The 18,102-nt window shown below is 68.5% G+C and carries 14 protein-coding genes; 8 read left to right on the plus strand and 6 right to left on the minus strand.

All coding sequences use genetic code 11. The features are described from left to right. Positions 1 to 90: 90 nt before the first annotated feature. Complete coding sequence (fabR, locus tag BIZ42_RS15010; protein WP_026069985.1) at positions 91 to 753, minus strand: HTH-type transcriptional repressor FabR; 663 nt, start codon at positions 751 to 753, stop codon at positions 91 to 93. Between the two features lie 93 nt (positions 754 to 846). Here fabR and BIZ42_RS15015 point away from each other — a divergent pair, with 93 nt between their 5' ends. Then, positions 847 to 1,920, plus strand: a complete 1,074-nt coding sequence (locus BIZ42_RS15015; protein ID WP_070426890.1) for a ferredoxin reductase — start codon at positions 847 to 849, stop codon at positions 1,918 to 1,920. A 2-nt stretch (positions 1,921 to 1,922) separates the two neighbouring features. Continuing rightward, entirely contained in the window at positions 1,923 to 3,056 is a 1,134-nt protein-coding gene (locus BIZ42_RS15020; RefSeq protein ID WP_070426891.1) for an acyl-CoA desaturase, read from the plus strand. A 6-nt stretch (positions 3,057 to 3,062) separates the two neighbouring features. Here the strand turns inward: BIZ42_RS15020 and BIZ42_RS15025 are convergent, their stop codons facing one another. The 3 genes from BIZ42_RS15025 to BIZ42_RS15035 all read right to left on the minus strand — a co-directional run bounded on the left by BIZ42_RS15025 (position 3,063) and on the right by BIZ42_RS15035 (position 7,238). Then, entirely contained in the window at positions 3,063 to 5,237 is a 2,175-nt protein-coding gene (locus tag BIZ42_RS15025; RefSeq protein WP_083279871.1) for a TonB-dependent receptor, read from the minus strand. A 115-nt stretch (positions 5,238 to 5,352) separates the two neighbouring features. Further along, complete coding sequence (locus BIZ42_RS15030) at positions 5,353 to 6,855, minus strand: M23/M56 family metallopeptidase (RefSeq protein ID WP_070426892.1); 1,503 nt, start codon at positions 6,853 to 6,855, stop codon at positions 5,353 to 5,355. Further along, positions 6,852 to 7,238 carry a BlaI/MecI/CopY family transcriptional regulator gene (locus BIZ42_RS15035; protein WP_070426893.1) on the minus strand — a complete coding sequence of 129 codons (387 nt, stop codon included), beginning with the start codon at positions 7,236 to 7,238 and terminating at the stop codon, positions 6,852 to 6,854. Before BIZ42_RS15035 ends, BIZ42_RS15030 begins: the two co-directional genes overlap by 4 nt. 222 nt (positions 7,239 to 7,460) lie before the next feature. On the opposite strand from BIZ42_RS15035, the gene BIZ42_RS15040 reads away from it, so the two are divergent. The 4 genes from BIZ42_RS15040 (at position 7,461) to BIZ42_RS15055 (ending at position 13,181) form a co-directional block, all read left to right on the plus strand. After that, on the plus strand, positions 7,461 to 9,434 hold the full coding sequence (locus BIZ42_RS15040; RefSeq protein WP_070426894.1) for an oleate hydratase: 1,974 nt from the start codon (positions 7,461 to 7,463) through the stop codon (positions 9,432 to 9,434). A gap of 112 nt (positions 9,435 to 9,546) precedes the next feature. Next, positions 9,547 to 10,149 (plus strand): ECF-type sigma factor, encoded by a 603-nt coding sequence (locus BIZ42_RS15045; RefSeq protein ID WP_070426895.1) that lies wholly within the window; start codon positions 9,547 to 9,549, stop codon positions 10,147 to 10,149. After that, positions 10,146 to 12,836, plus strand: coding sequence for a serine/threonine-protein kinase (locus tag BIZ42_RS15050; RefSeq protein WP_070426896.1), 2,691 nt, complete (start codon positions 10,146 to 10,148; stop codon positions 12,834 to 12,836). The genes BIZ42_RS15045 and BIZ42_RS15050 overlap by 4 nt, the downstream gene beginning before the upstream one ends. A 69-nt stretch (positions 12,837 to 12,905) precedes the next feature. Continuing rightward, positions 12,906 to 13,181 (plus strand): hypothetical protein, encoded by a 276-nt coding sequence (locus tag BIZ42_RS15055; protein WP_046272084.1) that lies wholly within the window; start codon positions 12,906 to 12,908, stop codon positions 13,179 to 13,181. A gap of 32 nt (positions 13,182 to 13,213) precedes the next feature. Here the strand turns inward: BIZ42_RS15055 and BIZ42_RS15060 are convergent, their stop codons facing one another. Together BIZ42_RS15060 and BIZ42_RS15065 are read right to left on the minus strand one after the other, a co-directional pair. After that, the gene (locus tag BIZ42_RS15060) at positions 13,214 to 14,347 is read right to left on the minus strand and encodes a metallophosphoesterase (RefSeq protein ID WP_070426897.1); all 1,134 of its coding nucleotides are present in this window, start codon (positions 14,345 to 14,347) and stop codon (positions 13,214 to 13,216) included. 128 nt (positions 14,348 to 14,475) lie between these two features. Beyond that, entirely contained in the window at positions 14,476 to 15,900 is a 1,425-nt protein-coding gene (locus BIZ42_RS15065; protein ID WP_046272082.1) for a diguanylate cyclase, read from the minus strand. A gap of 143 nt (positions 15,901 to 16,043) precedes the next feature. Here BIZ42_RS15065 and BIZ42_RS15070 point away from each other — a divergent pair, with 143 nt between their 5' ends. Both BIZ42_RS15070 and gpmA read left to right on the plus strand, forming a co-directional pair. Beyond that, the gene (locus BIZ42_RS15070) at positions 16,044 to 17,090 is read left to right on the plus strand and encodes a cation diffusion facilitator family transporter (RefSeq protein ID WP_070426898.1); all 1,047 of its coding nucleotides are present in this window, start codon (positions 16,044 to 16,046) and stop codon (positions 17,088 to 17,090) included. An 87-nt stretch (positions 17,091 to 17,177) separates the two neighbouring features. Further along, complete coding sequence (gene gpmA / locus BIZ42_RS15075) at positions 17,178 to 17,927, plus strand: 2,3-diphosphoglycerate-dependent phosphoglycerate mutase (protein ID WP_070426899.1); 750 nt, start codon at positions 17,178 to 17,180, stop codon at positions 17,925 to 17,927. Positions 17,928 to 18,102 lie beyond the last annotated feature (175 nt).

Genomic DNA, 18,102 nt, shown 5'->3' on the forward strand with positions numbered 1-18,102 from the left:
CAGATGGCGGCCTCCGGGCCGCCATTTTCATGGGCCGTGATACGGCGCAGCGCTGAATGCCTGGGTTCGCACGGCCGTTCAAGGGCGTGATCACCGCAGCGGCGGACTGCCTGCCAATGTGCGCGCGCCGGTGATGATCATCCGCAGCATCTGGGTCAGCTGCTCGATCAGTTCCGGATCTTTCTCCGGCGGCAGGTCGACCGCCGTCGCGCCCATCGCAAACACCAGCCGGGTGATCGCCTTGGAGGCCAGCGCCGGTTCGTGCAGGCGCGCGCCGTCGGCGGCGGCCAGGCGGATCAGATCCACCCGCAACTCGTCTTCGAAGTAGTTCAGTTCGCGGTCGACCGCGTGTTTGAACGCATCCGAACCCGCGGTGCCCTCGCGCAGCAGCACGTGCAGCAGCCGATCATCGGCGCGCAGCTGTTCCATGAAGGTCTCCACCGAGAGGCGGATCACGCTGCGGTCGGAGGAGGCTGCCCGCTGGCGGGCCTCGCCGATGATCGTGCGCAGCGAGCGCCCGGCCAGGTCGATCAGGGCCACGGTCAACTCGTCCATGTCGCGGAACTGGCGGTAGAACGAGTTCGGGGCGATCCCGGCTTCACGCGCGACCTCGCGCAGGCTCAGCGTGGAGACGCTGCGGTGCGGCCCGATCAGGGCCAACGCGGCGGCCAGCAGATCCTCGCGCGAGATCGAGGCTTTGCGCGCGGGATGGGCGTCGTCGGAGGCGGGCAGGGGCAGGTCAGGGGAGGTCATCAGGGGCAGCGCGGTCAAGTCCCTGAATCATAGCCCGTCCCGGCAATATACAACTGTATACACAGTCGTATGCTCGGCCGTATAGTGCACAGCATGAGCACCGTCCCGCGCATTGCCGTCCGCCGTCACGCCGCCAGCCCCCGTCGCTGGGTCTCCGAGGAGCTGTTCGACTTCTGGGGAACCCGCCTGCATCCGCTGTGGACCTTGCGCCGCCCGTTGGCCCGGCTGGTGTCGCGCACGGCCGAGAGCGCGGATGCGGTGACCCTGGTGCTCACGCCCAACCGCCATTTCCGCGGCCTGCTGCCGGGCCAGCACGTGACCCTCGGCGTGGAGGTCGACGGGCGCCGCCTGTCGCGCAGCTACAGCCCGACCGTGTTGGCCGATGGGCGGCTGGCCATTACCGTCAAGGCGATTGCCGGCGGCGCGGTCAGCCAGCATCTGGCCGGTGCCGCGGCGATCGGTGAGGTGTTCGAACTCGGCCAGGCGTTTGGTGAGATGACCTTGCCGACGCCTTCCAGCGAACGCCTGCTGCTGTTGGCCGCTGGCAGCGGCATCACCCCGATGCGCGCGCTGCTGCGCCAGCTTGATGGTGCCGGCATGCCCGGCCAGGTGGACCTGGTGTACTGGGCACGCCGCCGCGAGGAACTGTGTTTTGCCGATGAGCTGGCCGCCCTCGCGGCACGCCATCCCTCGTTCACGCTGCACATTGCGTTGACCCGCGATCCGGCGTCGCCCGCTTCGCGTGTCGATGCGTTCGCGTTCGAGGCACTGGGCGATCTGAGCAGCGCCCGTGCGCTGGTATGCGGCCCCGGCGGCTTCGTCGATGCAGCGCAGGCGCGCCTGCAGGGCCAGGTCGCCTCGCTGCAGTCCGAAGCGTTTACCCCGCCGGTCCTGCCCGAGGCCGAGAGCGGCACGGTGCAGGTCGAGCTGCGCCGCAGCGGGCGCACGCTCTCCTTGCCGCGCGGCACCTCGCTGCTGCAGGCGCTGGAAGCCGAAGGGCTGCGCCCGGCCAGTGGCTGCCGGATGGGCATCTGCAATACCTGCGTCTGCGGCAAGGTGTCCGGCGTCACCCGCCACACCCTCACCGGTGAACACGCGGCCGAACCGGCCACGCAAGTGAAGCTGTGCGTGAACAGCGCCAGCACCGACCTGATCCTGGAGCTGTGACCATGTCTTCCGTGCACAACCGCGCGCTGTCCCCGGCCGAACTGCAGGCCTTCGGCGATGAACTCGATGCCCTGCGGGCGCGCCATCTGGCCACGCTGGGTGCGCGCGATGCGCGCTATATCCGCCGCGTCGTGGCGGCGGTGCGCTGGACCGGCGTGGCGGGCCGCGCGCTGCTGTTCCTGGGGGCGTTCGTACACAGCGTGCTGATTCCGGCATGGATCGCCGGCGTGGTGATGCTGGCACTGTCCAAGATCCTGGAAAACATGGAGCTGGCGCACAACGTCATCCATGGCCAGTACGACTGGATGGGCGATCCGCAGCTGCAGGGCAGCACCTATGAGTGGGACATCGTCGGCACCGCCGACAACTGGCGCAAGACCCACAACTTCCGCCACCACACCTACACCAACGTGCGCGGGCTGGACGACGATATCGGCTACGGCCTGCTGCGGATCTTCCCCGAGCAGCGCTGGCGCCCGTTCTACCTGATGCAGCCGGTGGTGGCGGTCGTGTTCGCGCTGCTGTTCGAATGGGGCATCGCGATACAGGACCTGCGCCTGGGTCGCGTGTTCGCCGGCAAGATGACGCTGCGTCAGCTGGGCGCGCAGTTCCGGCCAGTCGGCCGCAAGATGGGCAAGCAGATGTTCAAGGACTACCTGCTGTTCCCGGCGCTGGCCGGCCCGTTCTTCCTGCCGGTGCTGCTGGGCAACGTGGTGGCCAACCTGATCCGCAACGTGTGGACCTACGTGATCATCTTCTGCGGCCACTTCACCGCCGACGCGGAGACCTTCCCGAAGGAATGCGTGCGCGATGAAAGCCGCGGCCACTGGTACCTGCGCCAGCTGCGCGGCTCGTCCAACCTGACCGGCGGCAAGCTGATGAATGTCATGTCGGGCAACCTCAGCCACCAGATCGAGCACCACTTCTACCCGGACATCCCGGCCAACCGCTATGCCGCGATCGCCGTGGACGTGAAGGACATCTGCGCGCGCTACGGCCAGCACTACAACACCGGTTCGCTGCCGCGGCAGTTCGGCCAGGTGATGTGGCGGATCGTGCGCCATGCCTTCCCGAGCAAGCCCGGCCGCGCACGGGCACTGCCGACGGTGGGTGAGGCCAGCCGACAGCCCGGCTGAGCCGGGCTAGAGCGGCACTTCCAGCTGAAGGCGCAGCAGTGGCGATGCCCTGCGCTGGCGCCGCAGCTGCTCGGTACCGTCTTCGCTGACCCGCTCCTGCCCGGTGTGCAGCGCCCGGTGCAGCGCGTTGTTGAGGCTCAGCCGCAGCTTGCTGCCTGCGCGCAGCGACCACAGCGAGTACAGGTCCATCTCGCGCCCGTACGCACTGATCTCGAACTGGCCGGGGCTGACCTGCACCGTGCCGCCGGTGCGGTAGGTGTAACTGCCGCCGACCGTCCAGCCGGTGCGGATCTCGTAGTCCGCGCCCAGGGTGCCGCTGAAGCGCACCTGCTCATCAAGCCGGTTGTCCGGACCGCGCACATCATCCACGCGCGAATCGTTGGCGGTCGCATTGAAACGCACCGCCACGGCCGGCGCGCCTGCGATCAACTGCGGCAGACGGAATGCCGTATCCATCTCCAGCCCCCAGGTCATCGCAGTGCCGCCGTTGACCGGCGTGGCCACCCAGCGACCGTCCTGCAGATGTGTTTCGGTGCGGATCACCTCACTGATCCGGCGCGCATAACCGCCGATGCTGAGCTGCGCGCCGTCCTTGCCGTAGGTTTCGTAGGAGAGGTCCACGCCGGTCGCCAGTTCGGGCCGCAGCGCCGGGTTGCCGCGTTCGTCGGGGTTGAGCGGGCGGTTGTTGGTCGAGGTGTACGGGCGCGGGATCAGCGAGGCCAGCGTAGGCGATCGATAGGTGCGGGTCAGCGCGACGCGCAGCTGGTCGCCCCGGGTGCCGGGCATTTTCCAGAGTGACTGCAACACCGGTGAGAGCACCTGGTCACGGCGCTGGATGCCGCTGAAGCTGCTGCCGTCACTGCGGGTATCGATCTGTTCCCAGCGTGCGCCGGCATAGAGGGACCAGCGCTCGCTCAGCGAGATGTCATCCTGCACGTACAGCGCCAGGCGACGGATGCGCGCGTCGAAAGCCAGGTCGCTGATCGCCACCACGCCGCCCTCGTGGACAGGCAACAGCTGCTGCACGCGTGCTTCATCGCGGCGATCCTCGCTGCCCTCCCAGCCGAGCTGCAGCGCATGCCGCCCGCGGGCGGGCAGCGTGTACTTGCCACTGCTGTTCAGATCGCCCACGGTCAACCGCGCGTCGGTGTGGTCCTCCAGGTTCTGTCGCCCGTCCGCCGCCTGGCCCTGTTCCCGATAGGTGTAGCGCTCGCGGTTGCCGCCCAGGCGCAGTTTGGTGGTGAACGTGCCGCCCCGTTCGAATGTCCGCGTCCACGTCATGCTGCCATTGGCCTGCGCCACGTCGATGCGCGTGCGTTGTTGATAGCGGGTGGTCTGCAGTGGGGCGCCGAGCGTGGTGGCCCAGTCGATGTCGGTGATGCGGTTGAACCGGCTCGCATCGGCGAAGCCCTGCAGCGCGAAGGTATCCCCGTTCTCCAGCGTCGCTTCAAGGCTGGGGGCCAGTGAAAGCACATCGCGGTTTCCGCTGGCGCGCAGGGAGGTGTCACGCAGGGTGGTCGGTATTCCCTGCCGATTCCATGCACGCTCGGTACCGGTTTCCTCGACCAGGAACTCGCGGCGCGATGCGGTTGCCGTGATCGCGCTGCTGCGGTGGTCGGCGCGCCGGTTGCGCTGCCAGCTGACCGAGGGCGTGTTCCGGCCGTTGCTGTTGCCCCAGGCCACCGACAGCTGCCCGCTGTCCTTTCGCGCGCCTGCGGCCAGCACGATGTTGATCGAGCCGGCGATCGCTTCGGCGCGCTGGTCGGCGGTGGGTGCGCGGATGATCTCCACGCGCTCGACCATCTCCGGCGTGAGCGAGTCCAGGTCGAACCCGGCGGGCGCTTTCTGGCCGTTGAGCAGGATCTGGGTATAGCCAGCACCCAACCCCCGCAGTGACAGCGTGCCGCTGCGGCCGGGCGCACCCGTGCCGACGGTAATGCCGGGCAGGCGTTTGAGCGCATCCACCAGGCCGATGTCGCCGTACTGGCGCAGCGCTTCAGCGCCGACCACGATCCGGGTGGCGGTGTCCTCGCGGCGTGCGTCGTACACGGTGCCCTGCACCTGCACGGTCTCCAGCTCGGTGGGTGGCGGCGCCTGCGGTGCGGGCAGTGACTGTGCAGCGCTGGAGAACGCGGCACACAGCGGGGTCAGGGCAAGTACGGTGCGGAACGTCGGTGACATGGGGCGGTCCGTGCAGGAGGGCAGGGGCATTTCGCGGGGCAACACGCGCCCCTCCTGTGGCCAGGAAAACGAAATGCAGCGGAGGGGCGGATGTGTGGGGGGAGCGGTCAGCCGGTCATGGCAGATGCGCCTGCGGGTCGACGCGCTCGCCGTTGCGGAGCATTTCCAGGTGCAGGTGCGGACCGGTCACGCGTCCGGTGCTGCCGACGCGGGCGATCTGCTCGCCGGCCTGCACCTGCTGCCCGACCACGACATCGGTGCCCTGCAGGTGCGCATACAGCGTCTGCCAGCCTTGGCCGTGATCGATCACCACCACCGTGCCGTACTGGGGACCGTCCGGGTAGGCAGTCGTGGCCGCGACGACGCGCCCGTCGGCGGGGGCCAGCACGGGCGTGCCGGAGCGTGCACCGAAATCGGTTCCGCGGTGCGGCCGCTGCCGGATGCTGCCGGTGTCGCCGAAGTGACCGGTGACCCGCGGTGTCGCCAGCGGCGCCTGGAAACGTATTTCGCTGGAGCGCTGGCGCACCGGTGGCAATGGCAGGGGCAGCACGGCATGCGTCATCGAGGCCGCAGGCGGCGCATTGCCGGCGTCAGGATCCGGCAGCGGCCGCGCCGTACTCGCCTGCATCACCATCAGCAGACTCCCGACCAGCAGCGCGCTGCCCAGCAGCATCACACGCCGTGATCGTGCCAGCGGCCGCGCGGCATCGCCATGCAGCATGTGGCGGATGCGGATTTCATGGCCGGCCAGATCGCGGTGGGTCAGTGCCTGGGCAGGCGTGCGGGCGGCGGCAGACAGGCGCAGCGTGCGCACATAGGCGGTGGCGAACTCGCGCCCGCCCTGGGCATCTTCGGCGAGTGCCCGCGCATCGCAGCGCAGTTCTGCCGCCAGCTGCACGCGTGCGGTGAGGCGGGGCAGGAACGGGTTGAACCACAGCAGGGCGTTGATCACCGCCATCAAACCCGCGCGCTGCGGATCGCGGCGCACCAGGTGCGCTGCTTCATGGCCGAGGATCAGGCTCAACGCACGGTCCTCCAGGTGTGCGAGGGCCGACCGGGGCAGCACGATCATCGGTCGTGGCCAGCGCACAGCGAACGGGCTCACCGGCATTGCGCTGAGGCGACAGACAACGCCGGCCGACATCAGCCGCTGCGCGCAGGCACGGCTGCGAGGTCCCGGCCAGTCTGCGGGCGTGATCGCGGTCGTGGCGCGGCACAGCCGGGCCGTGGCCCGCATGCCGTAGGCCACGCGCAGCAAGGCGATGCCCAGGCCGGCGAAATACAGCGCCGCCAGCAGCATGGCGGTGGAAGGACGCATCCAAGGGGAGGTCGCCGCAACGCCGCCGGCGCTGCCGGCGTCTCCCAGGTCCAACGCAACCGGCAGCGGCATCGTCAGCACGGGCGGCAGCGCGACAAGCGGTGCGGGCACCCACAGCGCCACCAGCGTCGACAGCAGCACGGGCATCACCGCCAGCAACCACAGCCCCAGCCAGTAGCCATAGGCCGCGTGGGACAGGCCCAGGTGGCGGTGGAGGCGTTGGCCGGCAACCCAGGCCAGCCCGCCAGCGGCGAGGGCGCACACGGCCTGCACCGCCCAGAATCCCAGCGTCAGGCTCATGCCTGGTCGTCCTTGGCAGGTGCACGCAGCAGCGCGTCGAGCTGCCGCAGCTCCTGTTCGCTGAGCAGGCGGCTGTCGGCGAACGCCTGGGCCGGCAACGCGCCATCGATTTCCAGCACCCGGCGCGCGAAGTCGGTGCTGAGGGCGGCCAGCGTGGCGACCTTGCCGACCCGGGCGCGGTACATGTTCAACCCGTGCTCGACGGTTTCTTCGACCAGTCCCTTGTCGACCATCCGTTCCAGCGTCTTGCGCGTGGAGGAATAGGACCAGTCGAGCGCGGCCACGGCGCCGTTGTGCACTTCGCGCGCGCTGCAGGCGCCCTGGCGCCACAGTGCCTTGAGCAGTTCGAGCTCGGCGTTGGAGGGGGTTGGCAGCGCGGACATGGGAATCCCGGTTTGGCGGAGTGTCGCAAGTGTGCGACATCTGTCGCATCGAATGCAACCGCAAGGAGATTGATGCGGATCAATGCCGTCACAGGTGGGGTGCGTACCATCGCGGTGTGCAGCGCGGTGCCGGGAGGGGGCCGCGAGCGGTAGGGAAGCCGTGCTGCCGGGCGCCGGGTCATCCGGTGCCTCCCGTGGGTCCATCGAATAAGGAGTGGAGATATGGCTGCCGAGGAAAAGAACGTGCGCCGCGCGACGGTGATCGACAAGGAGCCCGACGCAACGGGTGGTTACTGGTCCAACCGGCCGGAGAACACGCTGCCGCCGCCGGACATGATGGGCGCCTACATGCGCAACCGCCCGGTGGCACCGGAGGGGGTGGCGACACGCAAGGCGTGGATCATCGGCACCGGCATCGCCGGCCTGGCCGCCGCGTTCTACCTCATCCGCGATGGCGGCATGCCCGCAGGCAACATCACCCTGATCGACAGCCTGGACATCGAAGGCGGCTCGCTCGATGGCGCCGGCGACCCCGGGCAGGGTTATCTCGTTCGCGGCGGGCGCGAAATGAACTGGAACTACGACAACTTCTGGGATCTGTTCCAGGATGTGCCCGCGCTGGAGCTGCCCGCCGGCTACAGCGTGCTCGACGAGTACCGGGCGGTGAACGACAACGACCCGAACTACTCCAAGGCCCGGCTGATGCACCAGCAGGGGGAGATCCAGGACTTCTCCACGTTCGGGCTGAGCAAGCCGCAGCAGTGGGAACTGGTCAAGCTCATGCTCAAGCGCAAGGAAGACCTCGACGATGTGACCATCGAGGACTACTTCAGCGACGGCTTCCTGCAGAGCAATTTCTGGTTCTTCTGGCGCTCGATGTTCGCCTTCGAGAACTGGCAGAGTCTGCTGGAGATGAAGCTCTACATGCACCGGTTCCTGGATGCCATCGACGGATTGAACGACATGTCCGCGCTGGTGTTCCCGAAGTACAACCAGTACGAAAGCTTCGTCAAACCGCTGGTGAAGATGCTGCGCGAGCAGGGTGTGCAGGTCACCTTCGGCACCCGGGTGTATGACCTGGACATGCGCGTGGAGGGGGAGACGCGTACCGTCACCGGCCTGCGCTGCCGCGTGGAGGGCAACGACACCCTGTTGCCGGTTGCGCAGGGCGATCTGGTGTTCGCGCTGACCGGCTCGATGACCGAGGGCACCGCCTACGGCGACATGGACACGGTGCCGGTGCTGAAGCGCCCCCGCGAAACACCCGGGCAGGACAGTGACTGGGCGCTGTGGCACAACCTCGCCGCGCAGTCGCCGATCTTCGGCAAGCCGGCGAAATTCCATGGCGATATCGACCGCTCGATGTGGGAGTCGGCCACGCTGACCTGCCGGCCCTCGCCGCTGGTGGACAAGATCAAGGCGCTCTCGGTCAACGACCCATACTCGGGCAGGACCGTGACCGGTGGGGTGATCACCTTCACCGACTCCAACTGGGTGCTGAGCTTCACCGTGAACCGGCAGCCGCACTTCGTCGATCAGCCCAAGGACGTGCTGGTGGTGTGGGTGTACGCGCTGCTGATGGACCAGAACGGCAACCACGTGGCCAAGCCGATGCCGGCCTGTACCGGCCGCGAGATCCTGGCCGAGCTGTGCTACCACCTGGGCATCGTCGACCAGCTTGACGAGATCGCTGCCAACACCAAGGTGCGCACCTCGCTGATGCCGTACATCACCGCGCAGTTCATGCCGCGCGCTGCCGGCGATCGCCCACACGTCGTGCCCAGGGGCTGCACCAACCTGGGCCTGCTCGGCCAGTTCGTGGAGACCCGCAACGATGTGGTGTTCACCATGGAAAGCTCGGTGCGTACCGCGCGCGTGGCGGTGTATACGCTGCTGGACCTGCCCAAGCAGGTGCCGGACCTGAGTCCGACCCAGTACGACATCCGCAACCTGGTCAAGGCCGCGCGTGCGCTCAACAACAACGAGCCCTTCCCCGGTGAGCGGCTGCTCCGGCGCGTGCTGGACAAGACCTACTTCGCGCACATCCTGCCGCCGCTGCCGGACACCGAACGCAGCCGTAGCGGTTTCGTCGAAGAGGAAATGTCCTGGCTGGTCGGCAAGGGCAGCAGCGCGCTGAAGGATCTCTCCACGCGGCTGGAAACGCTGCGCGAGACTCTGTCCAAGCGCGGGAAGTAGGCCGGTTCCGGTGCCGCGGTGACCGGGGATCACCGCGGCCCCCTCTGCATGCGGAGGGGGATCGGCGATACTGCAGGCTGATCGCCTGCTGTGATGCACGGACCCGCCCCACATGCCTTTTGATGCGACACCGCCTGCGGCCGAACGCCAGGATGTCACCCGCCTGCTGCGCCGCTGGAGCGAGCAGCAGGACATCGCCGCCCGCGATCAGCTGCTTGCACTGCTGTATACGCAGCTGCGTGGCATGGCCGTGGCGCGCCTGGGCACGCCCCAGGATGGCCTGCTGCAGCCGACGGTGCTGGTGCACGAAGCGCTGATGCGGATGATCGATGGCGAGGTCGGTTACCGCGACCGTGTCCACTTCCTTTCCCTGGCGGCCCTGAAGATGCGCAGCGTCCTGGTCGACCACGCGCGCGCGATGGCCGCCTCCAAACGCGGCGGTGGCGTGGTCAACCTGACCCTGTCCCATGTCGATCGGGAAGCCAGCACGGACCATGACGCCTTGGAGGTGTTGGCGCTCAATCGCGCGCTGGAAGCACTCGCACGACTGGATGAACGTGCCGCCCGTACGGTGGAATGGATGTATTTCGGCGGGATGGGCCGCGAAGAGATCGCCCTGGCGCTGGATGTCTCGGTACCCACGGTCGATCGCGACCTGCGGTTCGCCAAGGCGTGGTTGAACCGCCACCTGGCCGGACCGGCCACGCGCGCATGAGTGAGGCCGGTCACTGGCAGTGCGTGCGCGGGCTGTTCGACGCGGTCTGTGACCTGCCCGAGGCGCGTTGGCGTCCGGCCCTGCATGAGCTCTGTGACGACCCGGCCACGATCGACGAAACCCTGCAGCTGCTGCGTGCGCAGACGGCAGACCTGGGCGGTATCGAGCAGGCGCTGGCGGCGGTGATGGCCGCGATGGACGATCCGGCCGCACTGGTCGGGCAGCGGCTGGGGCCGTGGCGGTTGAGCCGCCTGCTCGCCGTCGGCGGGATGGGCGTGGTGTTCCTGGCCGAGCGCGCCGATGCGCTGTACCGGCGCGAAGTGGCGATCAAGTTGATGCGCCGGGCCTACGATCCGCTGTTGGCCACCCGGCTGGCCAGTGAAAGCCAGATCCTGGCCGATCTGCAGCATCCGCATATCGCCCGGCTCTACGACGTTGGCGTGGCCGAGGGCGGGCAGCCTTTTCTGGTGATGGAATACGTACCGGGCGAGCCGCTGGACCGGGCCTGCGGCTCGCTGGACCTGGCCGCCCGCCTGCGGCTGTTCGTGCAGATCTGCCGCGCGGTGCAGGCCGCGCATTCGCAATCGGTGGTGCACTGCGACCTCAAGCCCGGCAATGTGCTGGTGCGGGCCGACGGCCAGCCGGTGTTGCTGGATTTCGGCATCGCGCATCTGCTGGGTGACGCCGAAGATACCGCGCCATTCCTTACTCCGGCCTATGCCAGCCCCGAGCGGCTGGCGGGGCGCCCGGCCAGCGTGGTGGGCGATGTCTACAGTCTTGGCGTGATGCTGGAGCAGCTGCTGCAGCCCACACCGCCACCGGTGCGCAGGGTGCCTGCTGACCTGCTGGCGGTGGCCACCAAGGCCCGTGCCACGGATCCGGCCGAACGTTATGCCTCCGCCGAAGCGCTGGCCGAGGATGTTGAACGGCATCTGGCCCATCGGCCGGTGCGTGCGCGGCGGCCAGGCCGCTGGCATCGCGCGCGCCTGCTGCTGCGGCGGCAATGGCGCGCCAGTGTGATCGTCGCGCTGGTGGCGGTGATGGTGCTGGCCTTCGTGCTGCGGCTGAGCGAGGCGCGCCACCAGGCCGAACAGAATGCGGCCGCCGCGGCAGGCATCGCCGATGTGCTGGTGGCCGCGTTCGACGCAGCCGATCCGGGCCTGCGCAACGGCACGCCGATGACCGCGCGCGAGGTTCTCGATCTGGGTGCACGCCGGCTCGCGCATGACCGAACCGTGTCGCCTGCGCTGCGCGCACGCATGCAGGCCGCGCTGGGGCGCGCCTACCAGAATCTTGGTCAACCCCTCGATGCGCAGACCCTGCTGCGCGACAGTGTCGATGGCCTGGTGCGCACCGGCGCCGCGCCGCACGAGATCGCCGACGCGCGCGCCAGCCTGGCTGTGCAGCTGCTCAGCGCGGGGCAGGAAAAGGAGGCGCTGGCCAGTGCCGGGCACGCACTGGCGGTGCTGGAGCAGGACGATGATCCGGTGGTACGACTGAAGGCCTTGAACGCCCGCGGCCAGGCCCAGGCGCGGCTGGAGCAGCCGGCTGCCGCAGAGCAGTCCTTCCGCGCCGCGCTGGCGTTGAGCCGGGGCGGCAACCGTGCACCGCTGCAGCGTGGCGCCCTGGCTACGATGGCCAACCTGGGCGATCTGTACCGCAGCCAGGGCGAGCTGGACAAGGCCGAAGCAATCCTGCGCCAGGCCATGGCCGAGGCATCCCGCGAACAGGGTGTGCAGGGGGCGGAGTACCAGCGGGTCCTCCGCGCGCTGTCCTCGACCCTGCTCAACCAGGGTCGTATCGATGAAGCGCTGGCACTGGCCGAGCGCGGCTTCGCGCTGACCCGGCAGATGTTCGGCGCAGGCAGCAGCTACACCGCCTCGGCCGAAGCCGCGCTGGCGGGCCAGTACCTGGACCTGGGCCGTTACCAGGCCGCTGATCAGCACTTCCGCAACAGCCTGCAGACCAGCGCCGCCGTCGATGGCGTGGACAGCCGTGCCTACGCGGTCAAGCAGTACGCGCATGGGCTGATGGAGGAAGCGCGCGGCGACTATGCGCGGGCCGAGCAGAACTACCGCGCCGCGCTGGCGCGCTATCGGGCGCTGCTCGGGCCCGGGCACGCCGACACACTCGACGTGGAGATGGTGCTGGCCCGGTTGCTGTTGCGCACCGATCGCACGGCCGAGGCGCAGGCACCGCTGCAGCAGGTGGCCGCCCTGTGGCGACGCGAGCTGCCGCCCGAGTCGCCCCAGCTGCTGGTACTGCGCCTGGTCGAGATCGAATGGCTGACCCGTGCCGGGCAACTGGCCGAGGCCGCCCGTGCCCTTGCCGCATTCGGCCAGGACCATCCCGGCCTGCCACCGTGGCTGCAACTGCGCCTGCAGATGCAGCAGGCGCTGCTGGCCCAGCGCCGTGGCGATCCTGCCGCGGTACCGCTGTCGGCGCAACTCGTCGAGACGTTCACCGGCTTCTACGGCGCCGATTCCACGGCCACCGCCAAATGGCGCATCCCGCTGGCCGAGGCCATGTACGCCAACGGCGATGCCGCCGGGGCCCGCGCCCAGATCGCCCGGGCCCGGCCGCACCTGCAGGAACTGGCGCCGACGTCGGAGTTCCTCGGCCGCATCACCGTGCTGGAACAGCGCCTCGATGGCGGCCATGCGCGGGAGCTGGCCGGGACGCGATAGGTTTGTGATGGTTTTCACGGTTTATCGATCAGGAGGCCGATTCCGGGCCTCGTTGATCGAAGGGAAGCCATGTCAGACCATCTCCATCCCGATGCCAGCCGCACTGCCGCGCCTCCGCCGGCAGCCCCGGCCGACGCCATGGACCTCCATGACGCCGAGCTGGACATCACGCAGGCACGCGGCCCGTTCCGTGCGTTCCGCAAGGCCTATGGCAAAGCGCGCGACTGGCATTGTTCGCGGGGGCGCGCCGCGGTGGTCGCGCTTCGCTTCGCCCTGACCGGCGACAGCGGCCGCTTCCGCAGCCACGGTGGCTGGATGGTCTCGCGCATCTACAAGCCGCGCTGACGCGGACGGGCTGACCGGCAGGCAACGCCCGGTCAGTCGCTCTCGCCCATCCTGCCTTCGGCCAGCGGCACCCGCGAGCCATCGAGCAGGCCGCGGCTCAGCGTACCGTTCTCGATGAACAGCAGTTCGCCGTTCTCACCGTTCTTGATGCTGCTGTCGATGGCGATGATGCGGTCGCCGTGGAAGCTGCTGACATGCGGCATCGAGGTGTGGCCGACCACGATGCGGGTGAGATCGAGCTGTTTGAGCAGGGCCTCGACCTGGGCGGTGTCCATGCGGCCATCGAAGTAGCCGCGGTACCAGATCGGGCTGGTCTTGCCATCAAACAGGCGAGCGGTGTCCGGTGCAGCCTTGACCTGCTCCTTCGGCAGACCGACCGCCGCCTGGTAGCCGGCATTGGTGGCCTCCATGTTGCGCACCAGGTCCAGGTTCTCCGGGGCGATGCCGCCGTGCAGGAACAGGGTATCGCCGATGCGCAGCAGCACCGGGCGGGTACGCAGCCACTGGCCGATGGTTGAATCCGGCCCATACAGCGCGGGATAGGAACGGCCCAGCAGCTGCGCGCTCTTGAGGTACTTCGGATTGACATAGCGCAGGTCGTTGTAGAGCACCATCGTCTCGTGGTTGCCGAGCACGAAGTGCACCGCACCGCCGGCCGCTGCGGCCTGCTGCTGCAGGCTGTACAGCAGCCAGAACGCCTCGGTGACCTGCGGGCCGCGATCGAAGACATCCCCGGCCACCACCAGCGTGGCATCACCCAGCGACCAGCGGTCGTCGTTGTCGATCACGTGATGGGCCCGCAGCAGTTTCACCAGCAGGCCGTACTGGCCATGGATGTCCGACAGCGCGACGATCCGCGGCGTGGCCGGGAAGCGCGCGACCTCCGCCGTGCGTGGTGGCAGCACGCTCAGCGGGTGCGGATAGCCGCATTCGGGCGCGACCATCGTGGCCTGTTCGCCCGCCGGCAGCTCGCGGCGGATCACATGGTCCTTGCACACCCAGGCTGCCTCCAGCCCCGTGGCGGTACGGAACACATAGGGACCATCGGCATCGACGTGCTCGGCTGGCGCCGCCACCTCGCGTGCGGTGGCCAGCATCGGTGTGATCAGCAGCGCCGACTGGAGCAGCAGCAGAGCAGGGCGGGTCAGGGCGCGGCGGATCGACATCGGGAGGTTCCTGTAGCGGACGGCAGTACCGCGATGCTACGCCGCACCGGGCACGCCAGACATGCGCCATTGGTCAGCCACTGTTGCCGCAACAGGCGGATGAGGGGGCGGCATCCGCCCCGGCGGGATCACCCGCGCTGCAGGGCCTGCCGGCCCGGGGCGTCGGGCAGTGCGTCGGTGGCCAGTACCACCTGGTCACGGCCCCGCTTCTTGGCCTGGTACATCGCTGCATCGGCGCGTGCCATCAGCCGCTCGTAATCGGGGTGGCCATCGTGTGCGGCCACGCCGATGCTGGTGGTCAACGACAAGCTGTGGCCGTTGGCCAGCTGCACCGGGCTCTGCGCGATGTGCTTGCGCAGGTTCTCGGCGATCACCTCGGCCTGCGCGGCAGTCGCGGCGACCAGCACCACCACGAACTCCTCCCCGCCATAACGGAACAGGTAGTCGCTGCCGCGGGTGAGCTGGCCGAGCAGGGCGGCCACGTGCTGCAGGGCGCGGTCGCCCCCATCGTGTCCGTGCGCGTCGTTGATCGCCTTGAAGTGATCCAGATCCAGCAGCAACACCGAGAACGGTGTCTGCGTGGAGTTGGCCAGTTCGATCTCCCGGCGCAGCACGGTTGGCAGGAAGCGGCGGTTGAGCAGGTTGGTCAGTGCATCGCTGCCGGCATCGAGCTCACCGATCCGTTCGAACAACATGCCCATCAGCGTGCGGATCTGCGCCAGCCGCTCGCGGATCCCCTGCAATGCGCCGAAGCGCGCCGCGAAATCAGCATGCGCCAAGGCTTCCTGCAGCTGTGTATCGACCGCGGCCACCAGCGCGCCGACCTGGCCGGTTTCGCTGCTTTCGCCGAAGCTGGGAATGCCCTTGTGGGTAAACCACAGGCCGAACTCGGACTGGGCCAGCCCGGTGAGCTCGGCCTCGGCATTCTGGCTGGCCATCGCATAGAGCAGGGCGTTTTCCCAATCCAGCAGCAGGGCACGCTGCCGTTCGCGCTCGGTGCTGACGTTCTGCACCAGCGAGAACAGGCGGTAAGCCGCATCCGTCCGCGAGGAACGCTCGCGTGCGTGCGTATACGCCAGCGTCATGCCTTCCAGCGCGATGTCCATCGAGGCGCTGAGGCAGTGGATCGCCGCGAAGGCGGTCGCACTTTCGTCGGCCTGCGCGATGATGCGGTCGAACAGGCGATGCTTGAGTACACGCGCACCGCGGGCCACCAGATCCACCGGAATGCCCACGCGGGCATGCACGTCACCGATCACGCGCTGGGCGGCGACCAGCGCGTTGATGCTGTCCGGGGTAGCGGTGAGAATCTGCTGCAGCCAGCGCTGCATCGCCGGTTTCAGGCGCAGCCGCACCTGGTCGTGCGAGAGGAAGCGGCTGGCGCGCGGGTCTTCGAGCAGCACGTCGTAGAAATGGTGGGCCAGCCCGGGCGGGCTCTCCGCCGACAGGCCAGCCAGCAGTGTCGCCGCCGCCGCCGGCGTCCGCGCCAGCGTATCGGCCCAGGCCAGCGCCAGCGGTTGGCTGGCCTCATCAAGATTTGGAACGTTATGCACGATTGTCTTCCCGCCACACAGGCCGTCGAGAGGTAGCGGCCGGGCGCTGCTGTTATTGAATTGCAAACTGAACGCTGCGGTAAGTGTAATAGTCTCCGCGCGAGGCGCTGCTTAACCTGCCGGCATTGTCCAGGAGAGCTTTCATGGGTCACGACCACGACCATCTGCCCAGCGAGATCCGCCACGAGAAGCCGCTGTGGTGGGCGCTGGGCCTGACCACCACCTTCCTGCTGGTGGAGGTGGCCGGCGCGTTCTGGACCAACAGCCTGGCCCTGCTGTCCGATGCCGCGCACATGGCCACCGACACCCTTGCGCTGATGATCGCGCTGGTCGCGGTCCGGCTCAGCCGACGCCCGCCCGATGCCAAGCGCACCTATGGCTATGCGCGGCTGGAGGCCATCGGCGCGATGATCAACGGCGGCATGCTGTTCGTGGTCGCTGGCTACATTCTCTGGGAGGCGGTGCAGCGTTTCCGCGCGCCGCAGGAGATCGCCTCCACCGGCATGCTGGTGATCGCGGTATTCGGGCTGGTCATCAACCTGATTTCGATGCGCCTGCTGCGTGCTGGCAGCGGCGAGAGCCTCAACGTCAAGGGGGCCTACCTGGAAGTCTGGGCGGACATGCTGGGCTCGGTCGCAGTGATTCTCGGCGCGCTGCTCATCCGCTGGACCGGCTGGAAACCGATCGATCCGATCCTGGCCGTGCTGATCGGCCTGTGGGTGCTGCCGCGCACCTGGGTGTTGATGCGCGAGGCGATCAACGTGCTGCTCGAAGGCGTGCCCAAGGGCATGGATGTCGCTGAGGTGCGCAGCACCCTGTGTACGCACGATGGGGTGGTGGATGTGCACGACCTGCACGTCTGGGCGCTGGCCTCCAGTACCCCGGCACTGACCGCGCACGTGGTGATGGGGGCCGGTGTGGATGCGGACCGTCTGCGCCGCGAGCTGGGCACCCGGTTGCACGAGCAGCACGGCATCGACCACGTGACCCTGCAGATCGAGACGGACCACTGCGGCGACCCCTGCAGCGTCGGCACCCCGCGTGACCCGCATGCCGATGACCATGCCGGGCATGACCACGCCACGCACGATCATGCCGGCCATGCACACGGCAGCCACGCACACGGCGGCAACGACAGCCGGCGCGCCGCACCGGACGCGCAGGGCCACCACGGGCATCCGCATCCCTGAGCCCCACGGGCGGCCCGGCGGCGGACGGGCACGGCAGGGTTGCCGCTACAATGCGGGTCTGCCTTGCCATCTGTCGGAGATACTGCAGTGACCCGGAAACTCGTACTATTGCGCCACGGCCAGAGCCAGTGGAACCTGGACAACCGCTTCACCGGCTGGGTGGACGTGGAACTGACTGAACAGGGCCGCCGCGAGGCTGCCGCCGCCGGCCGCCTGATGCGTGAAGAAGGCCTGCAGTTCGATGTCGCGCACACCTCGGTGCTCAAGCGCGCCATCCACACCCTGCAGGGCGCCCTGGCCGAGCTGGACCAGGACTGGCTGCCGGTCAGCAAGAGCTGGCGCTTGAACGAGCGCCATTACGGCGGCCTGCAGGGCCTGGACAAGGCCGAGACCGCGGCCAAGCACGGCGAGGACCAGGTCAAGATCTGGCGCCGTTCCTATGACATCCCGCCGCCGGCGATGGACATCGAAGACCCGGGTCACCCGATCCATGACCGTCGTTATGCCGGCCTGGACCGCAACGCGCTGCCCGGCACCGAATCGCTGGCCACCACGCTGGACCGCGTGCTGCCGTACTGGTTCGATTCCATCGCCCCGCAGCTGAAGGATGGCAAGACCGTACTGGTCACCGCCCACGGCAATTCGCTGCGCGCGCTGTACAAGTACCTCAACAACGTCTCGCAGGAAGCCATCCTGGAGCTCAACATCCCGACCGGCATCCCGCTGCTGTTCGAACTCAACGACGACCTGACCGTGCAGTCGTTCCGCTACCTGGGCGACCCGGAAGCGGCGCGCAAGGCCGCTGAGGCCGTGGCGAACCAGGGCAAGGCGAAATAACAACGAAAGGCCGGCGCAAGCCGGCCTTTCTTTACCCCCGCGGGCAGGGCCACCCCATGGGGGGGCTGCACCCGACGCCGGCGTCCTGCAGCCACCCATGGGGTGGCTACCGCTGCGCGATGGTGTGACCTTTGGCCGGTCCGTCCCGGCCCCTCCCGCGCTACGCTGCCCGATT

This window comes from Stenotrophomonas sp. LM091, assembly GCF_001806305.1.
Classification (GTDB): Bacteria; Pseudomonadota; Gammaproteobacteria; order Xanthomonadales; family Xanthomonadaceae; genus Stenotrophomonas; species Stenotrophomonas bentonitica_A.

What these genes read in the sequence shown, in the direction of transcription:
- BIZ42_RS15055 (WP_046272084.1), top strand. Translation starts at nt 12,906, where the DNA reads ATGTCAGACCATCTCCATCCCGATGCCAGCCGCACTGCCGCGCCTCCG.
- BIZ42_RS15020 (WP_070426891.1), top strand. Translation starts at nt 1,923, where the DNA reads ATGTCTTCCGTGCACAACCGCGCGCTGTCCCCGGCCGAACTGCAGGCC.
- fabR (WP_026069985.1), bottom strand. Translation starts at nt 753, where the DNA reads ATGACCTCCCCTGACCTGCCCCTGCCCGCCTCCGACGACGCCCATCCC.
- BIZ42_RS15015 (WP_070426890.1), top strand. Translation starts at nt 847, where the DNA reads ATGAGCACCGTCCCGCGCATTGCCGTCCGCCGTCACGCCGCCAGCCCC.
- BIZ42_RS15050 (WP_070426896.1), top strand. Translation starts at nt 10,146, where the DNA reads ATGAGTGAGGCCGGTCACTGGCAGTGCGTGCGCGGGCTGTTCGACGCG.
- BIZ42_RS15060 (WP_070426897.1), bottom strand. Translation starts at nt 14,347, where the DNA reads ATGTCGATCCGCCGCGCCCTGACCCGCCCTGCTCTGCTGCTGCTCCAG.
- BIZ42_RS15040 (WP_070426894.1), top strand. Translation starts at nt 7,461, where the DNA reads ATGGCTGCCGAGGAAAAGAACGTGCGCCGCGCGACGGTGATCGACAAG.
- BIZ42_RS15030 (WP_070426892.1), bottom strand. Translation starts at nt 6,855, where the DNA reads ATGAGCCTGACGCTGGGATTCTGGGCGGTGCAGGCCGTGTGCGCCCTC.
- BIZ42_RS15025 (WP_083279871.1), bottom strand. Translation starts at nt 5,237, where the DNA reads ATGTCACCGACGTTCCGCACCGTACTTGCCCTGACCCCGCTGTGTGCC.
- BIZ42_RS15045 (WP_070426895.1), top strand. Translation starts at nt 9,547, where the DNA reads ATGCCTTTTGATGCGACACCGCCTGCGGCCGAACGCCAGGATGTCACC.
- BIZ42_RS15070 (WP_070426898.1), top strand. Translation starts at nt 16,044, where the DNA reads ATGGGTCACGACCACGACCATCTGCCCAGCGAGATCCGCCACGAGAAG.
- BIZ42_RS15035 (WP_070426893.1), bottom strand. Translation starts at nt 7,238, where the DNA reads ATGTCCGCGCTGCCAACCCCCTCCAACGCCGAGCTCGAACTGCTCAAG.